General features: G+C 36.5%; 14 protein-coding genes. 9 read left to right on the top strand and 5 right to left on the bottom strand.

The genetic code is table 11. From position 1 onward, the window contains the following. Window positions 1-21: 21 nt before the first annotated feature. The 4 genes from auxB (at window position 22) to MUA90_RS09550 (ending at window position 3,983) form a co-directional block, all read left to right on the top strand. Complete coding sequence (auxB, locus tag MUA90_RS09565; RefSeq protein ID WP_398577346.1) at window positions 22-1,179, top strand: lipoteichoic acid stability factor AuxB; 1,158 nt, start codon at window positions 22-24, stop codon at window positions 1,177-1,179. A 200-nt stretch (window positions 1,180-1,379) separates the two neighbouring features. After that, window positions 1,380-1,967 carry a DUF4064 domain-containing protein gene (locus MUA90_RS09560; protein ID WP_262586559.1) on the top strand — a complete coding sequence of 196 codons (588 nt, stop codon included), beginning with the start codon at window positions 1,380-1,382 and terminating at the stop codon, window positions 1,965-1,967. A gap of 475 nt (window positions 1,968-2,442) precedes the next feature. Further along, window positions 2,443-3,027 (top strand): TetR/AcrR family transcriptional regulator, encoded by a 585-nt coding sequence (locus MUA90_RS09555; RefSeq protein ID WP_262586557.1) that lies wholly within the window; start codon window positions 2,443-2,445, stop codon window positions 3,025-3,027. Window positions 3,028-3,113: 86 nt separating this feature from the next. Beyond that, entirely contained in the window at window positions 3,114-3,983 is an 870-nt protein-coding gene (locus tag MUA90_RS09550; protein ID WP_262586555.1) for an NAD(P)-binding domain-containing protein, read from the top strand. A gap of 349 nt (window positions 3,984-4,332) precedes the next feature. Here MUA90_RS09550 and MUA90_RS09545 read toward each other — a convergent pair whose 3' ends face one another. Both MUA90_RS09545 and MUA90_RS09540 read right to left on the bottom strand, forming a co-directional pair. Next, window positions 4,333-5,679, bottom strand: coding sequence for an Nramp family divalent metal transporter (locus MUA90_RS09545; RefSeq protein WP_262586553.1), 1,347 nt, complete (start codon window positions 5,677-5,679; stop codon window positions 4,333-4,335). Window positions 5,680-5,887: 208 nt separating this feature from the next. Continuing rightward, window positions 5,888-6,499, bottom strand: coding sequence for a YktB family protein (locus MUA90_RS09540; protein WP_232167105.1), 612 nt, complete (start codon window positions 6,497-6,499; stop codon window positions 5,888-5,890). Window positions 6,500-6,619: 120 nt separating this feature from the next. Between MUA90_RS09540 and MUA90_RS09535 the strand changes: the two genes are divergently transcribed. Next, window positions 6,620-7,438, top strand: coding sequence for an inositol monophosphatase family protein (locus tag MUA90_RS09535; protein WP_262586551.1), 819 nt, complete (start codon window positions 6,620-6,622; stop codon window positions 7,436-7,438). Between the two features lie 162 nt (window positions 7,439-7,600). Here MUA90_RS09535 and MUA90_RS09530 read toward each other — a convergent pair whose 3' ends face one another. Continuing rightward, window positions 7,601-7,792, bottom strand: coding sequence for a DUF5325 family protein (locus MUA90_RS09530; RefSeq protein WP_262586550.1), 192 nt, complete (start codon window positions 7,790-7,792; stop codon window positions 7,601-7,603). Between the two features lie 94 nt (window positions 7,793-7,886). Here MUA90_RS09530 and typA point away from each other — a divergent pair, with 94 nt between their 5' ends. Next, window positions 7,887-9,734 (top strand): translational GTPase TypA, encoded by a 1,848-nt coding sequence (typA, locus tag MUA90_RS09525; protein ID WP_114603623.1) that lies wholly within the window; start codon window positions 7,887-7,889, stop codon window positions 9,732-9,734. 140 nt (window positions 9,735-9,874) lie between these two features. Here typA and MUA90_RS09520 read toward each other — a convergent pair whose 3' ends face one another. Together MUA90_RS09520 and MUA90_RS09515 are read right to left on the bottom strand one after the other, a co-directional pair. Beyond that, complete coding sequence (locus tag MUA90_RS09520) at window positions 9,875-10,075, bottom strand: DUF2197 domain-containing protein (RefSeq protein ID WP_105993822.1); 201 nt, start codon at window positions 10,073-10,075, stop codon at window positions 9,875-9,877. Window position 10,076: 1 nt separating this feature from the next. Then, window positions 10,077-10,559, bottom strand: coding sequence for a hypothetical protein (locus MUA90_RS09515; protein WP_114603622.1), 483 nt, complete (start codon window positions 10,557-10,559; stop codon window positions 10,077-10,079). Between the two features lie 134 nt (window positions 10,560-10,693). Here MUA90_RS09515 and MUA90_RS09510 point away from each other — a divergent pair, with 134 nt between their 5' ends. The 3 genes from MUA90_RS09510 (at window position 10,694) to MUA90_RS09500 (ending at window position 16,283) form a co-directional block, all read left to right on the top strand. Further along, a complete protein-coding gene (locus tag MUA90_RS09510; protein WP_262586546.1) occupies window positions 10,694-10,969 on the top strand; it encodes an Fpa/YlaN family protein in 276 nt (91 codons plus the stop codon). A gap of 239 nt (window positions 10,970-11,208) precedes the next feature. Continuing rightward, the gene (ftsW, locus tag MUA90_RS09505; protein WP_262586545.1) at window positions 11,209-12,429 is read left to right on the top strand and encodes a cell division peptidoglycan polymerase FtsW; all 1,221 of its coding nucleotides are present in this window, start codon (window positions 11,209-11,211) and stop codon (window positions 12,427-12,429) included. A gap of 404 nt (window positions 12,430-12,833) precedes the next feature. After that, window positions 12,834-16,283: a pyruvate carboxylase gene (locus MUA90_RS09500; RefSeq protein ID WP_262586543.1), complete on the top strand. Its 3,450-nt coding sequence runs from the start codon at window positions 12,834-12,836 to the stop codon at window positions 16,281-16,283. Window positions 16,284-16,294: the final 11 nt, after the last annotated feature.

Below are 16,294 nucleotides of genomic sequence, written 5' to 3'. Positions count from 1 at the left end.
TAAGTAGAGTAGGGAGTGTTAATGATGTCTGATGAACCACAATATACACAAATAAAACGCCCAGTCAGCAGAGTCGCAGAAAAAGTACTTGGCTGGCTGAACTGGATTGGATTACTGTTGTTAACAGTAACTACTATGTTTATTGCACTTGTGTCATTCAGCAACAATACATCAATTCAAAATCTAGAACAGTCGATTAATAATAACGACTTAGCACAGCAAGTGTTAGCCAATAACAGTTTAAATACCACACAATTTGTGATTTGGCTTCAAAATGGTATATGGGCAGTCATTGTTTACTTGATTGTCTGCTTGCTTATTTCTTTCTTAGCACTTATTTCAATGAATATCAGAGTGCTGTCAGGAATTTTATTCTTAGTCGCATCTATCATTACGCTGCCGCTTGTATTGTTATTAGCTACAATTATTATTCCAGTATTGTTCTTTATCGTCGCAATTATGATGTTTGCGCGTAAAGACAGAGTAGAAACAGTACCGTATTATCCAGGTGCATACGGCAATGATTATGACCGTTATGATAGATATGACAGAGAACCATCACATCGCGGCGGTTACTATGAAGAAGAGGAAAGAAATCCGCGCTATGTTCCTTCATATGAGAAACGCGACGAACCGCATGCACAATATGAAGATGACGAAGACGATGTAAAACCTTATGTACCTAAGAAAGACAGAGTACAAGAAGAACATTCAGAAGCACCGCATCAAGAAGACAGTGCTGAAACAAGCGATGCAGAACATTCAGAAGCGGAAGCTGCTGGTCCTGCATTCTTATCACGTCAGGCGAAATACAAACAAAAATCAGAAGATGAAGTCAAAGCGCAGCAAGAAAATGAAGCGTATGAACGTGAACAAGCACGCAAGCAGGCGATGGATCAAGAAGAACAAGAACCTGAAGAAGTGAAATACCGCGATCCAGAACCGCGCAAAGGTGAAACAGCTGAAGAAAAAGCAGCACGCAAACGCGAGAAAAAAGAACGTAAAAAACGTGCGAAAGAGGCACGTAAAAACCGTCCAAGTGCGGTTAATCAAAGACGTATGAACTTTGAAGAACGCCGTTCTTTCAACCAAGGCAAAACAAAACCTGAGGCGCCTAAAGAAGAATCAAATGAACAAGCGCAACAAACAGAACAAGATAATCCAAAAGAAAAAGAATAAAGCAAACTAAGCCGAAGCAGTGACGTCACTGACTTCGGCTTTTTTTATAAATTCCAAGTAATGTTTCAAAAATAAGTTAACTTATGTACAAAATAAAATAAAATTGCATAAATTTGAGCTTTAAGGGTATTTACGTTGATAAGACCCACTTCAACGGGCTTTAACAAAGCGATTACTTTTTATAATCAGGGAGGGAAATTATGAATAGAAAAGCTGAAAAAATACTAGGTTGGATAGGTGTCGGCTTAACATTGATTTATATGTTATTGTTCTTAATCGGCATCTTCATGGGCAAAGGTATGCTTTCTGATATTTTACTTAAACAAGGGGACCCAAGCATGTCGCCTGAATATCTGCATCAAACATTAATCTTTACGACAATAGGTTTGATTGTAGTTGCGATTATTGCGGCTATCGGTTTGGTATTGATTAAGAAAAACCGTATCGCTTCAGGTATCATTTTAATTATTGCGGCGATTGCGGGTATCTTTTTCTCAAACTTCATCGCAACGATTTTATTCTTTATTGCAGGGATTATGCTGTTTGTCAGAAGAAGCAAAGCTAAAAGCGAAGCGGATAAAGCATACGACAGAGAACATAACTATTTCGATGCTGTATCTAATCCTAATACAGACTTAGATCAACGTGAAAAGCGTGCTGAGGAGCATGCGCATCAAGAAGACGCTGCGCAACATGAGGATTTAGAGACACATGATTTAACACAACAGCGCAGAAGAAGTTCAAATGAACGTCCGACACGACATGATTTAGGTGATGATTCAAAATAAAGTTAAAAAAACGCACGATCAATCATTCATAGCGATTGATCGTGCGTTAAATTTGTCAGGACCTACATCAAATTCGTACTAAATACTATAATGATTTTTTAGCCAAAATAGATTCTGCGACGAACGAAGTATGACATGAATAACAGACGAATCTTTGCTTTTTAACTCTATGTAACATCGTTTTATTTTTTGCCAATTTTTTCGATATTTTAATTTTTATTAATTGATTCATAGCTTTCATCCGATTAAAATAGATAACCTCTACTTCATCATCGAAAATAATATTTCACCTTTATAATTAAGGAATTTTGACATACAATATATCATAATACGCAATTCTTCTCTTGTTTGTGGTAACTTAACTCTTAGGGGGTTGCGCCTTATTTTTTATGGAGACTGAAATCCTAAAAGGGTTTCCAACGTCTTTTTCGTACTTATATAAGGAATTATGTAAATAAAACAGGAGGTATATATAATGCCTAAGATTGTCGATAAAGAATTACAAAAAAAAGAAATATTACAGTCTTTACAATTATGTTTAGAAGAAAAAAACTTATCTAAAGTTACAATGAGAGATATTGCTTTAAAAGCCAATATGCCTCATTCAAAAATTCATTATTATTTTAAAAACAAACAGCAAATGTATTTATCTTATATAGAGATGTATACGGATAATTATAAAGTATCAATAGAAAATTGGTATCAGGATTTTATTAAAAAGCATAAGAATATGAGATATAGCCAAGAAAGCTTAATCAAATTTTTTATTAAAGATATAGTTATAAATAACCAGAAGAATAAAAACTGGATTTTTGCAAAAATAAGCATTTTAGAAAGTGAGAATCTAGAAATTGAAAATAAAATAAAGGAATCTTATAAAATTTGGCATAATTCTGTGAGAAAAGTTCTGGGAGAAATCTTTGATAAACATCCAAGTAAAACAGTAGCTGAATCAGAGGTAATATTAACGTTAGTTGAAGGACTTTTAACCTATTCATTGTTTGAAGAAAATGATGAGGAAAGAATAAACAGAATTCTCAATAATGTTAACCTATGTTGATTCTTCGAAATCTTTGACTTTAATTTCTGTGAAAGCTATAATTTATTATGACCAATTGGTCAAAATAAATTATAGGAGGTTTCAGTATGTCTAAAATAACTGTTGTTGGAAGTGGAACTATGGGTAAATCTTTGATACGAGCGTTCATGAATTCAGGTCATGAAGTTACAATTGTTGATAAAAATCCAAACGCTGCAGAAACTCTTGTTAATGATGGAGCAAAATTTGAAGAAAAACTAGATAATGCTTTAGATTGTGAATTTGTTTTATTAAATCTCCCAAATTTTGATATAGTAAAACAAGTTATTACACAAATTAAATCGGATAATTTGAAAGGTAAAATTGTAGTAAATACATCGACAATTAAACCTGATGAAGCACTGGAATTTAAAGATATAGTTGAGAGTAAAGGGGCACTTCCTCTGGAAAGCGTTATTTTGTCTTATCCAATTCAAATTGGAACAGAAGATGCTTATTTAGTATATTCAGGTTCTCGTGAAATTTATGACAAAATAGAATCGGAACTTACTGCTCTTTCAAAACCACAGTATGTAGGAGAAGGTATACAGTTTGCAGAAATTATTGAGTTAAGTACATCTGCAATTCAATATGGCATATATTGGTTTGCTTTGTTAGGATCATCATTATGTATAAAAAATGACTTGCCTATAACAGAGTATTCTAAACATATGGAAGCAGCAGCTCCAGGAGTAGTAAAACAAATAGCAAATCATTTACCAAATGATTTAGAAAATTATGATGGAACATTCAAAGACGCGACTATTGCTTCTTTAAATGTTCATACGCATGGTTTGGAAACAGTAATTGATAATATGAAAGAAAATAATATCGATGTTAGTGTAGCTGAAGTCATGGAAAAACAAATGAAAGAGGCTATTAAAGCCGGTTATGGAAGCAAAGATTTTGAAGCAGTAATTACCCAATTATTAAAATAAGAGACTTTGTTACTATGAAATGTATATGGTATACAAAATAAGTCCTTATATCACTTTATTATGCTGTTTAAATGGACTCTATGTTAAATTCACTTTATGTATAAAATTTGAAATAAATTTTTAGGTTTTTATTAAATATTCAGCTCAGTTAGTTTTGCTTTAATTCCTCCAGAATTTAGTGATGCTAACTGAGTTTTTTATTTTAAGTCGCTTTTGGTAAAGGCGTTTGAAGTAGAGAATTGCACTCTTTAAATAACCGCTAGATTATCCCATCAGCCGAATTTATTATAGAGTATGATAAAAAACGCACGATCAATCGCTATGAATGATTGATCGTGCGTTAGCTTTATTATAATTCTTGGAACGTTTGAATAATCAAGTGAATATTCAAGAGACTTAAAATCACAATGAGAGACCATGATACGATGTTGATCCATAATTTGTTTTTAAATTGTCCCATAAGATTCGAGTTGTTAGTCGCAAGCTGAAGCGGTATCAATGTGAAAGGTAAAGCGATACTTAAGAATACTTGCGAGAAGACTAACAGTTGTTCCATCATGCTTTCATTGCCGTGAAAGATAATCAAGCAAATGATAACCGGGATAATTGCGAGTGAGCGCGTAATTAAACGGTTTAGCCAGTTCGGCATTTTCAAGTTGATGAAACCTTCCATAACGATTTGACCGGCTAATGTACCTGTAATGGTTGAGTTTTGACCAGAGGCAAGCAATGCCACCGCAAAGAGTGTACTCATTAAGCCGCCAAGCGATGCACCGAGCAGCGGTTGTTGTTCTAAGGCTTGATATAAGTCATAGAACCCGCCTAAATTATCCGCATTGCCGCTGCCGAAGAATAATCCGGCACCAAGAACAAGCAATAAGCAGTTGATGACAAATGCGATAGATAATTGGATGTTAGAATCAATCGTCGCATATTTGATTGCTTGTGCTTTTGATGCTTCATCTCTTCTGTTATACGTACGTGATTGCACGATAGATGAATGCAAGTACAGGTTATGCGGCATAATTGTTGCGCCGTTAATACCTAATGCGATATATAACGCACCGTGTTCAGTAATGATACTGCTGCTAGGTACGAATCCGTTTAGGACTTTCACGACATCCGGTGAAGCAATATATACTTCAAAGATGAAGATAGCAAGTACAGTAAAGATTAAAGTACCGACAATCGCTTCTATCTTTCTGAAACCGAATTTCATGATGAATAATAAGATAAAGACATCTAATACTGTAATAATCGCACCAACCAGCAATGGAATTCCGAATAATAGATCAAGTGCAATCGCACTGCCGATAACTTCAGCAATATCCGTAGCAATGATTGCGAGTTCAGCTATAATCCAGAAAATAAATGCGAGCGGTTTGTTTAAAAAATGCTTGGTAACTTGGGCTAAATCATGCCCTGATGCGATACCTAACCTGACAGTCATGCTTTGCAGGAGCATCGCAGACACACTTGAGATTAAAATCACGAATAACAGAATATATCCGTATTTAGCTCCGCCTTGCATGGAAGTTATCCAGTTGCCGGGGTCCATATAGCCTACTGCGACCAGCAAGCCAGGTCCTAAGAAGGAGAGGAATTTCTGTTTAATACTGCTGTTTGAGTTGAAACTGACAGTATTATTGATTTCATCTAAGCTGTCGTTATTATAATTGACCTCTCTTTTACTCAAGAAGGTCACTCCCAATTCAATGTGTTCTAATAATGGTTTAATGATAAAGTAAAAATAAAGTTAGGTCAACCTAAAAATTCACAAAAATGAAAGACATATTGTGAACAATGGACAAATTTTTGGAAAATAAAAAGCTGATTTCAAGCAATTGATGTTGAAATCAGCACGAGGTATCTGTATAAATAGTGTAATGTTTTTTTGTATGCTATTATGGATAGAACTTTAATAATTGTTCGAAAGTCGCTTCTAAGAATTCAATGAAAGCACGGTCTGATTTTAATTCAGGCGAACGCGGAGAAAGGGTGCGTGCAATAAAGAACTCGCCTTTCTTTAATTGTTTGGCGCGTGCTAATGTTTCTTCTAAGTCCGCTGTGGTTAAATCTTTAATCAGCGGTTTTTCCATTTTGACGTGATCAGGGCAGATACGGTAATCCTCAGGCAAGTTTTCAATGTCTGACAGATGCTTTTCGAACACGTCGATGGCTTGTGCTTTGTTTTTCGCTTCATGCATCACACCGAACATGACAAAGACTTGCGATTCGTAAAGGCCGATTTGGAAGTGCGGCAGCATTTTATAGCCGCGTTTATTAGTTGAAAATGCAATCCATGTATCTTTTGGAGGATTTACTGTGCGACGTGCATGCTTTGCGATATGCGGAAAGAATTCGTCGGCAGTATGTGTATTTAAAAAGTCTGTGAAGTGTTCGCCCAAGTTGCGTAATTTGGGGCGGATATCTGATTCAATGGCTTGCATGCGTGCGTCTAAACCAGGCACTTCAAACACTTTAAAGTTTTTTAAAGAAAAAGTATATTTAGACATATAAAGCCTCCTGTTTGCTATTATTGAAAATATTGTAGCATAAGTTAGGCTTAATGAAGAGTAAATGATATTATATTCACAAATAATAGCGTTAATATGTTACAGAAGGGGTGTCATCAGATGGCAGTTTATGATTTTGCTAAAGGGCTAGTAATAGAAGCAGGAAATAATATTCGTAAAATGATGCAGCAAGATATCGATATTGAAACAAAATCTAATCCGAATGATTTAGTAACGAATGTCGATAAAGCAACTGAAGACTTTATTTATAATAATATTATGGAGAATTATCCAGATCATCAATTTATCGGAGAAGAAGGACACGGCAGACCGATGTCTGAAATAGAACAAAAAGGTATGGTGTGGGTGATTGATCCGATTGATGGCACATTAAACTTCGTACACCAGCAAGAAAACTTTGCGATTTCTATCGGTATTTATAATGATGGTAAACCGTATGCTGGTTTCGTTTATGATGTGATGAGAGATATTTTATATCATGCTAAGACGGGACAAGGTGCTTTTATTAACGAACAGCTGATGAAACCGCTTAATAATACAGTATTGAATAAAAGTTTAATCGGAATTAATCCAAACTGGTTAACAAAGCCGACAATAGGTGTTATATTCAAAAAGGTAGTAGATGAAGCGAGAAGCTGTCGCGCATATGGTTCTGCGGCCTTAGAAATCATCAATGTAGCGCAAGGCAAATTAGGTGCTTATATTACACCGCGCTTACAACCTTGGGATTTTGCCGGCGGATTAATTATTTTAAATGAAGTAGGCGGTAAAGGAACGGACTTGCTCGGCAATCCGTTAGTCATTACACAACCGCACTCTGTACTTGTAGGCAATGCGGCCATACATGAGGAGATTTTAACAAAACACTTGCTGACGGAGAAAGAAACTTTGACAGCATTACAAAAAAGACATCAATAATTAATAAAAGGTCGGGACCATGTATGCTATTGTGAACTAAGTAAAGTGCACAATTACAGCTGCATGAACCCAACCTTTTTCTTTTGACTGTATTTATGTGTATTCTCCACGCTGCAGGGTACTGCAACAAGTGGAAACTTTTGTTACGGTAGAAATGAAAGGTTAGAACCAGTCATTTTCGCGATATTTTTTCTTAGTCGTAAAGCCGGCACCGAAAATTGTGATTAAGACAATTGCTGTAATTGCCATAAACCAGTAATTTTGTGCACCTAGACTGAAACTAAACAAGACTAAGAAAATCACTGCAAGAACTGAATAGATCCAGAAGATTGCTTTTGATTTTTTTTTCTGCATTCAAACCCCACCTTATTATTCTTTGCTCAATAATATGATATAATAAAAAAGTTGCAAATTGAAGTGGGAATTTACTCAAGAAAGGAAATTTAGTATGACAAATTTAAGAGAAGACGTACGTAATATTGCTATCATTGCTCACGTTGACCATGGTAAAACAACTTTAGTTGACGAATTATTAAAACAATCTGGTATTTTCCGTGAGAATGAGCATGTTGATGAACGTGCAATGGATTCTAATGACATTGAAAGAGAACGCGGTATTACAATTTTAGCTAAAAATACTGCTGTTAACTATAAAGGCACTAGAATTAATATTTTGGATACACCTGGACACGCTGACTTCGGCGGCGAAGTTGAACGTATCATGAAAATGGTAGACGGTGTTGTATTAGTTGTTGATGCCTACGAAGGTACAATGCCTCAAACACGTTTCGTATTGAAAAAAGCTTTAGAACAAAACTTGAAACCTGTTGTTGTAGTGAATAAAATCGATAAACCAGCAGCACGCCCTGAAGCGGTTGTGGATGAAGTCTTAGACTTATTTATCGAATTAGACGCAAACGACGAACAACTTGAATTCCCAGTAGTATATGCATCTGCTGTTAACGGTACAGCAAGCTTAGATGCTGATAAACAAGATGAAAACATGCAGTCATTATATGAAACAATCTTAGAATATGTACCAGCACCTGTAGATAACAGAGATGAGCCGCTACAATTCCAAGTTGCGTTATTAGACTACAATGACTATGTCGGCCGTATCGGTATCGGTCGTGTGTTCAGAGGTACGATTAAAGTCGGCGACCAAGTATCCTTATTGAAATTAGACGGCAGCGTGAAAAACTTCCGTGTTACAAAAATCTTTGGTTTCTTCGGATTGAAACGTGAAGAAATCCAAGAAGCACATGCAGGGGACTTAATCGCAGTATCAGGCATGGAAGACATCAACGTTGGTGAAACAGTTACACCGCATGACCATCAAGAAGCATTGCCTGTACTTCGTATTGACGAACCGACACTTGAAATGACATTCCGTGTCAACAACTCTCCATTTGCCGGCCGTGAAGGTACTTACGTCACTGCACGTCAAATTCAAGACCGTTTAGATCAACAGCTTGAAACAGACGTATCATTGAAAGTTACACCTACAGATTCACCGGATGCATGGATTGTTGCTGGTCGTGGTGAATTGCACTTATCAATTTTAATTGAAAATATGCGTCGTGAAGGTTACGAATTACAAGTATCTAAACCTCAAGTTATCTTAAGAGAAATCGACGGCGTATTATGCGAACCATTCGAACGTGTACAATGTGAAGTACCTCAAGAAAATTCAGGTTCAGTTATTGAATCATTAGGTCAACGTAAAGGTGAAATGTTAGACATGGTTACAACTGATAACGGTTTAACACGTTTAATCTTTATGGTGCCTGCACGCGGTATGATCGGTTATACAACTGAATTCATGTCTATGACAAGCGGTTATGGTATCATCAACCACACATTCGAAGAATTCCGTCCACGTGTTAAAGGCCGTATCGGCGGACGCCGTAACGGTGTATTAGTTTCAATGGACCAAGGTAAAGCCAGCCAATATGCAATTATCGGTTTAGAAGACCGCGGTACAAACTTCATGGAACCTGGTACTGAAGTATACGAAGGTATGATTGTTGGTGAAAACAACCGTGAAAATGACTTAACAGTCAACATCACAAAAACTAAAAACCAAACCAACGTCCGTTCAGCAACAAAAGACCAAACACAAGTAATGAAACGTCCGCGTATCTTAACACTTGAAGAAGCATTAGAATTTATCGATGACGATGAATTATTAGAAGTTACACCAGAAAACATCCGTATGAGAAAGAAAATCTTAAATAAATCTCAACGTGAAAAAGAAGCAAAACGTGTAAAACAAATTATGGCTGAAGAAGAATAATTTGTTCAATATAAAGTTAGAGCGTTTGAATCGGTAATGATTGCCGGTTCAAACGCTCTTTTTAATTTCAAATACTTTATCTTGTATAAATATATTTAAGTTAATGGTGTTCCGAGGTCGAAAAAAAGACCATGAGATGGTTACTCATGATCTTTTGTGAAAATATTAAAGTTATTTTGCGACTTATAGTAATTGTTACGTTGTTTCGGCACATCTAAACGGCTTTTGCATTCTTCGCACATAAATGTACGCATGGGATGATTTTTAAGCTGTTTTGCCTCTAACGTATTTTCGTCTATCAGTACTTCTGTATCACATAAGATACACTGTACTTTTCTCAAGTTATACCACCTCGATATGTGTCACATGTTTGAATTCATGTGAATACCCTTCTTCAGGTATGTACACGAAGCTGTCTACACCGTTATCATCATATAAGCGTTTGCCTTTGTCCGCAAATTTAAAGAAGAGGTAAGGCAACAAGCTTAATGGAACTTCAATAGCATCTTCTTCATTAGACAAACGAATTGCGGATGCTGAATCATCCGGCTCAGCATTCTTGAAGAAAGGTGTCATATTGATTACAAATGTATCTTCAATCATGGCACGTTTTTTGTATTTGATTTCAGAATTAAGTGTTGGCGGGTTCGTTTGGCCTTCCAAAATCGCTCTGTTCCATTCACGGTTGTTTTGGAATTCTACAGGCTTCGTACCTTCAAAGACACCTGCTTCTAAATCTTCGATTTTTACTTTACGATCATCAAAAATCCAAGTTGTACTGTCTAAAGTAATCGGAAATTTGACTTTACCCTTAATTTGTATCATTTTATGCGCTCCCCTTTATATTATCTGAGTCTATGATAACATAGATTAGAAATACTGAATTGAAATTTACTTGCAATTTGATATTGAGTAAGCTAAAATTTTTATATGACAAGAAATGATAGGGGGAGTATGTCATGACGAAAGCGAACACAATAAATAACGCGGCATATGACCAATTAAATAAAGATGCAGAGCGTATTCTGAAATTAATCAAAGTACAAATGGACAATTTAACATTGCCGCAATGTCCATTATACGAAGAAGTATTAGATACACAAATGTTTGGTTTGCAAAAAGAAGTAGACTTTGCAGCGAATTTAGGCCTTATTGAAATTGAACAAGGCAAAGAAATTATGCTGCGTCTTGAAAAAGAATTGTCTAAACTTCACGAAGCATTCACAAACGTTTAAAGCAACGGCATCAGATAAAAACGTATGAAGTGGCTGCAGTTCTGTCAGAGTTTGATAGAATCTCCAGCCGCTTTTTTATTTCAAAAAGCGTTATAGAATTACTTGCAACACCGCTTAAAAATATGGTTTTATAAAGATATCTTGAAAGTTGAAAAAGAAGTAAGGTGTCATTGCACCTTAAACAAACTCTGCAAAATATTTGAAACTGCTTCAAATATTAGAATTGGATGATTTAATAAATGAATAACGTAAAAGCTTTCTTTCGACATGTAGGGAAGTACGCAAGATATATCGATTACCCGCTTGTAATTACATATATTATGATCTGTTTAATCGGCTTAGTAATGGTTTACAGTGCCAGTATGGTCGCAGCAACGAAAGGTACATTGACAGGCGGAACACCGGTGTCTGGGACTTATTTCTATACGAGACAATTAATGTATGTCATCATGAGTTTCCTCATTGTGTTCTTTATGGCCTTTTTCATGAATGTAAAAATTCTGCAGAATAAAAAGGTTCAGCAAGGTGTCATGATCGGCGTCTTTTTATTACTATTTGCAACTTTGATTGTAGGTAAGAATATTAATGGTTCAAAAAGCTGGATTAACTTAGGTTTTATGAACTTGCAGGCGTCTGAGCTGTTGAAAATTGCAATCATTTTATATTTGCCGTATATGATTAACAAAAAGCGTGCCAAAGTGCTCAGCAATTCTAAAGTGATATTAGGACCTATATTATTAATCATAGGCTGTATCTTTTTAGTATTGCTGCAGCGTGACGTAGGGCAAACCATGCTGATTACGATTATCTTTATGTCTATAGTCTTTTATGCAGGTATCTGGGTTAAACCGATACTGAAATGGGGCGGATTGATTGCAGCCGGCGGTATCGCCTCGCTGATTTTATTTGCCGCATTAGGCTGGCTGCCCGCATACTTGGTTGCCCGTTTTAGAATTATGACAGACCCGTTCCACTATGAATCCGGAACAGGTTACCATATTTCCAACTCATTAATGGCGATAGGCAATGGCGGATTATTTGGTAAAGGTATCGGCAACAGTGTGATGAAACTTGGTTACTTGCCAGAGCCGCATACCGATTTTATATTCGCAGTAATATGTGAAGAGCTGGGCTTAATCGGCGGTCTTTTTGTACTTGGCCTCTTGTTCTTTATTGTATACAGAGCATTCCAGCTAGCTGCACAAACACAGTCATATTTTTATAAATTGGTTTGTGTAGGTATCGCTAGTTATATCGGAAGTCAAACTTTCGTTAACTTAGGCGGTATTTCAGCATTAATCCCGTTAACAGGGGTACCATTGCCGTTTATCAGTTTCGGCGGTTCTTCAATGATCAGTTTAAGTATAGCCTTAGGCTTGTTATTGATAACGGCGAAACAAATCAAAATGGAAAAAAGAGCAGCACAGCAGCGACATATAGATATTCCAAGAAGATATTAATATTCAGGACCGAGAGATTTCCTATCTCTTGGTCTTTTTTATATCTTTTTACGTTTTCTTAACAAAAACACAAACATTTTCTGAGTGGAGTGCAAGCAATGTTAAGAATTAAAAGTTAAGTTAAAATGATTGCTTTAAGTGAAGTATATAAACAAAAGTTATGATTGGTTATAAGAAAATATGATATAATATCTGTATGTTTAGATAAGTCATATTATTACCGCTGCATGAGACATTGTTTTAAAAGCAGAATTAAGTAAAGTCTTTTGTGAAAACAAAAAGCAAAGCTTATTTTTGTGAACGGGCTGTGAAATTAACTGTCATCAATGTTCGTGTTTTGGTATAATAAAATTTACAACAAAGGTTTAGAAAATTCTAATAATTGATTTTTGGGGGTTGATCACTTGAAGAAGATTAATAAATTAATGGTAGCAAACCGCGGTGAAATCGCAATTCGTATTTTCCGTGCAGCCACTGAATTAAATATTAAAACAGTAGCGATTTATTCGAATGAGGACAAGGGTTCATTACATAGAAACAAAGCAGATGAATCTTATTTGGTCGGTGAAGATTTAGGACCGGCAGACAGCTATTTGAATATTGAACGTATTATTGAAGTGGCTAAAAATGCAGGAGTAGATGCGATTCATCCAGGATATGGATTCTTAAGTGAGAATGAAACCTTCGCAGAACGTTGTGAAGAAGAAGGCATTATCTTTATCGGACCAGAATTAAAACATTTAGATATGTTCGGTGATAAAGTCAAAGCACGTGCAACAGCAATTAAAGCGGGCTTGCCTGTTATCCCTGGTACAGACGGACCGATTGAGGATTATCATAAAGCAGCTGATTTTGCGAAAGAAGCTGGTTATCCGTTAATGATTAAAGCCACTAGCGGCGGCGGTGGTAAAGGTATGCGTATCGTGAATGAGGAATCAGAATTAGAAGAAGCTTTTTCACGTGCGAAATCTGAAGCACAAAAATCATTCGGCAACAGTGAAGTTTATATTGAAAAGTATATTAACGAACCAAAACATATCGAAGTGCAAGTCATCGGTGACGCACACGGCAATATTGTGCATCTTTATGAACGTGATTGTTCTGTACAGCGCCGTCACCAAAAAGTAGTAGAAGTTGCACCTTCTGTAGGAATGGACCCAGAACTTCGTCAGCGTATTTGCGATGCAGCGCTGCAATTAATGAATAATGTAGGTTATGTGAATGCGGGTACAGTCGAGTTCTTAGTATCCGGCAATGAGTTCTTCTTTATTGAAGTCAACCCTCGTGTACAAGTGGAACATACTATTACTGAAATGATTACTGGTATTGATATTGTGAAGTCTCAAATTCTTGTGGCTGACGGCGAATCATTATTCGGTGATGAAATCGGTATTCCGTATCAAGAGGACATTCATACTTTAGGTTATGCAATCCAATGCCGTATCACAACAGAAGATCCGACAAACGACTTTATGCCTGATACAGGCCATATTATTGCTTATCGCTCAAGCGGCGGTTTCGGTGTCCGTTTAGATGCAGGTGACGGATTCCAAGGTGCAGAAATTTCACCTTACTATGACTCGTTATTAGTTAAATTGTCTACACACGCTTTAACGTTTAAACAAACAATTGAAAAGATGGATCGTTCTTTGAGAGAAATGCGTATTCGCGGTGTTAAAACGAATATTCCATTCTTAATCAATGTAATCAGAAACAAACAATTCCAAGAAGGCGACTACACAACGAAATTTATCGAAGAAACTCCTGAACTCTTCGATATCAAACCGACACAAGACCGTGGTACGAAAACATTGGAATATATCGGTAATGTGACAATCAATGGTTTCCCGAATGTTGAAAAACGTCCGAAACCTGAATTTGAGCGTCCGCATATTGAGCGTGTGCCTCAAAACAAAATCAATCAATTAAGAGGTACAAAACAAATCTTGGATGAACAAGGACCTAAAGCAGTAGCGGATTGGTTATTGAAACAAGATGATGTGTTGATTACAGATACAACATTCCGTGATGCGCACCAATCATTGCTTGCGACTCGTGTGCGTACTAATGACATGCTTGCGATTGCGTCTGAAACAGCAGAAATCTTGCAAGATGCGTTCTCATTAGAAATGTGGGGCGGTGCTACATTTGATGTTGCGTATAACTTCTTAAAAGAAAATCCTTGGGAAAGATTAGAGAAAATGCGAAAAGCTATTCCTAATATTTTATTCCAAATGTTATTACGTGCTTCTAACGCAGTAGGTTATAAAAACTATCCGGATAATGTCATTAAAAAATTCGTGCAAGAAAGTGCCGATGCAGGTATTGATGTCTTCCGTATCTTTGACTCATTGAACTGGTTAGATCAAATGAAAGTTGCGAATGAAGCGGTACAAGAAGCAGGTAAAATCTCTGAAGGTACAATTTGTTATACAGGCGACATTTTAGATCCGCAGCGTTCAAACATTTACACATTGGAATACTATGTGAACCTTGCGAAAGAATTAGAGCGTGAAGGTTTCCATATTCTAGCCATCAAAGATATGGCCGGATTACTAAAACCTAAAGCAGCTTATGAATTAGTAGGAGAATTAAAAGCAGCAGTTAATATTCCTATCCACTTGCATACACATGATACAAGCGGTAACGGTATCTTAACTTATAAACAAGCAGCTGATGCAGGTGTCGATGTAATCGATACTGCAGTATCTTCTATGAGCGGCTTAACAAGTCAGCCTAGTGCCAACTCATTGTATTATGCATTAAACGGCTTTGGACGTGATGCACGTGCCAATATCAACGGCTTAGAGCGTTTAGGACAATATTGGGATACAGTCCGTCATTACTATAGCGATTTCGAAAGTGATTTCAAATCTCCGAATACAGAGATTTATCAATACGAAATGCCTGGCGGACAATACTCTAACTTAAACCAACAAGCGAAAAGTTTAGGCCTTGGCAACCGATTCCACGAAGTGAAAGATATGTACCGCCGTGTCAACTTCTTATTCGGCGATATTGTTAAAGTAACACCATCTTCTAAAGTAGTTGGAGACATGGCATTATACATGGTTCAAAACGACTTGAATGAAGAAGATGTTTTACGCGACGGTTATAAACTTGATTTCCCAGAATCAGTGGTATCATTCTTTAAAGGTGAAATCGGCCAACCGACTGACGGCTTCAATAAAGAACTTCAAAAAGTTGTATTGAAAGGTCAAACACCTTTAACTGAACGTCCTGGCGAATATCTTGAAGCGATTGATTTCGAAGCATTGCGCAAAGAACTTCAAGAAAAACAAGATAAACCTGTTACTGAACAAGATTTAATCAGTTATGCGATTTATCCGAAAGTATACGAACAATATATTGCGACAAAAGAACAATTCGGCAATGTCTCTTTATTAGATACACCAACGTTCTTCTTCGGTATGCAAGTCGGAGAAACAGTGGAAGTTGAAATTGATAAAGGTAAAACACTGATTATAACTTTAGAAGCGATTACTGAACCGGATGAAAAAGGTGTCAGAACGATCTTCTTCATCATGAACGGTCAAACACGACAAATTAAAATCCAAGATGAAAATGTTAAAACAAATGAAACTGTAAAACCAAAAGCAGATAAATCTAATCCGAACCATATCGGTGCACAAATGCCTGGTACAGTTTCAGAAGTGAAAGTAGCAGTAGGCGACCATGTAGACAGCGGTCAAGCACTGTTAATCACTGAAGCAATGAAAATGGAAACAACAGTCCAAGCGCCATTCAGCGGTACAGTGAAACAAGTCACTGTCACAAATGGCGAAGGCATTCAAACTGGAGATTTATTAGTAGAACTTGAAAAAGATGAATAATCATTGATTAA

Source organism: Staphylococcus sp. IVB6181 (assembly GCF_025561445.1).
Taxonomy (GTDB): domain Bacteria; phylum Bacillota; class Bacilli; order Staphylococcales; family Staphylococcaceae; genus Staphylococcus; species Staphylococcus simulans_B.
Note: the sequence above shows the minus strand (reverse complement) of the source record. Positions and strands in the feature narration are given on the sequence as shown.

Excerpts from the sequence above, each read along its gene's own strand:
- MUA90_RS09510 (WP_262586546.1), top strand. The coding sequence starts at position 10,694 with ATGACGAAAGCGAACACAATAAATAACGCGGCATATGACCAATTAAAT.
- MUA90_RS09555 (WP_262586557.1), top strand. The coding sequence starts at position 2,443 with ATGCCTAAGATTGTCGATAAAGAATTACAAAAAAAAGAAATATTACAG.
- MUA90_RS09530 (WP_262586550.1), bottom strand. The coding sequence starts at position 7,792 with ATGCAGAAAAAAAAATCAAAAGCAATCTTCTGGATCTATTCAGTTCTT.
- MUA90_RS09550 (WP_262586555.1), top strand. The coding sequence starts at position 3,114 with ATGTCTAAAATAACTGTTGTTGGAAGTGGAACTATGGGTAAATCTTTG.
- MUA90_RS09560 (WP_262586559.1), top strand. The coding sequence starts at position 1,380 with ATGAATAGAAAAGCTGAAAAAATACTAGGTTGGATAGGTGTCGGCTTA.
- MUA90_RS09515 (WP_114603622.1), bottom strand. The coding sequence starts at position 10,559 with ATGATACAAATTAAGGGTAAAGTCAAATTTCCGATTACTTTAGACAGT.
- MUA90_RS09535 (WP_262586551.1), top strand. The coding sequence starts at position 6,620 with ATGGCAGTTTATGATTTTGCTAAAGGGCTAGTAATAGAAGCAGGAAAT.
- typA (WP_114603623.1), top strand. The coding sequence starts at position 7,887 with ATGACAAATTTAAGAGAAGACGTACGTAATATTGCTATCATTGCTCAC.
- MUA90_RS09540 (WP_232167105.1), bottom strand. The coding sequence starts at position 6,499 with ATGTCTAAATATACTTTTTCTTTAAAAAACTTTAAAGTGTTTGAAGTG.
- ftsW (WP_262586545.1), top strand. The coding sequence starts at position 11,209 with ATGAATAACGTAAAAGCTTTCTTTCGACATGTAGGGAAGTACGCAAGA.
- auxB (WP_398577346.1), top strand. The coding sequence starts at position 22 with ATGATGTCTGATGAACCACAATATACACAAATAAAACGCCCAGTCAGC.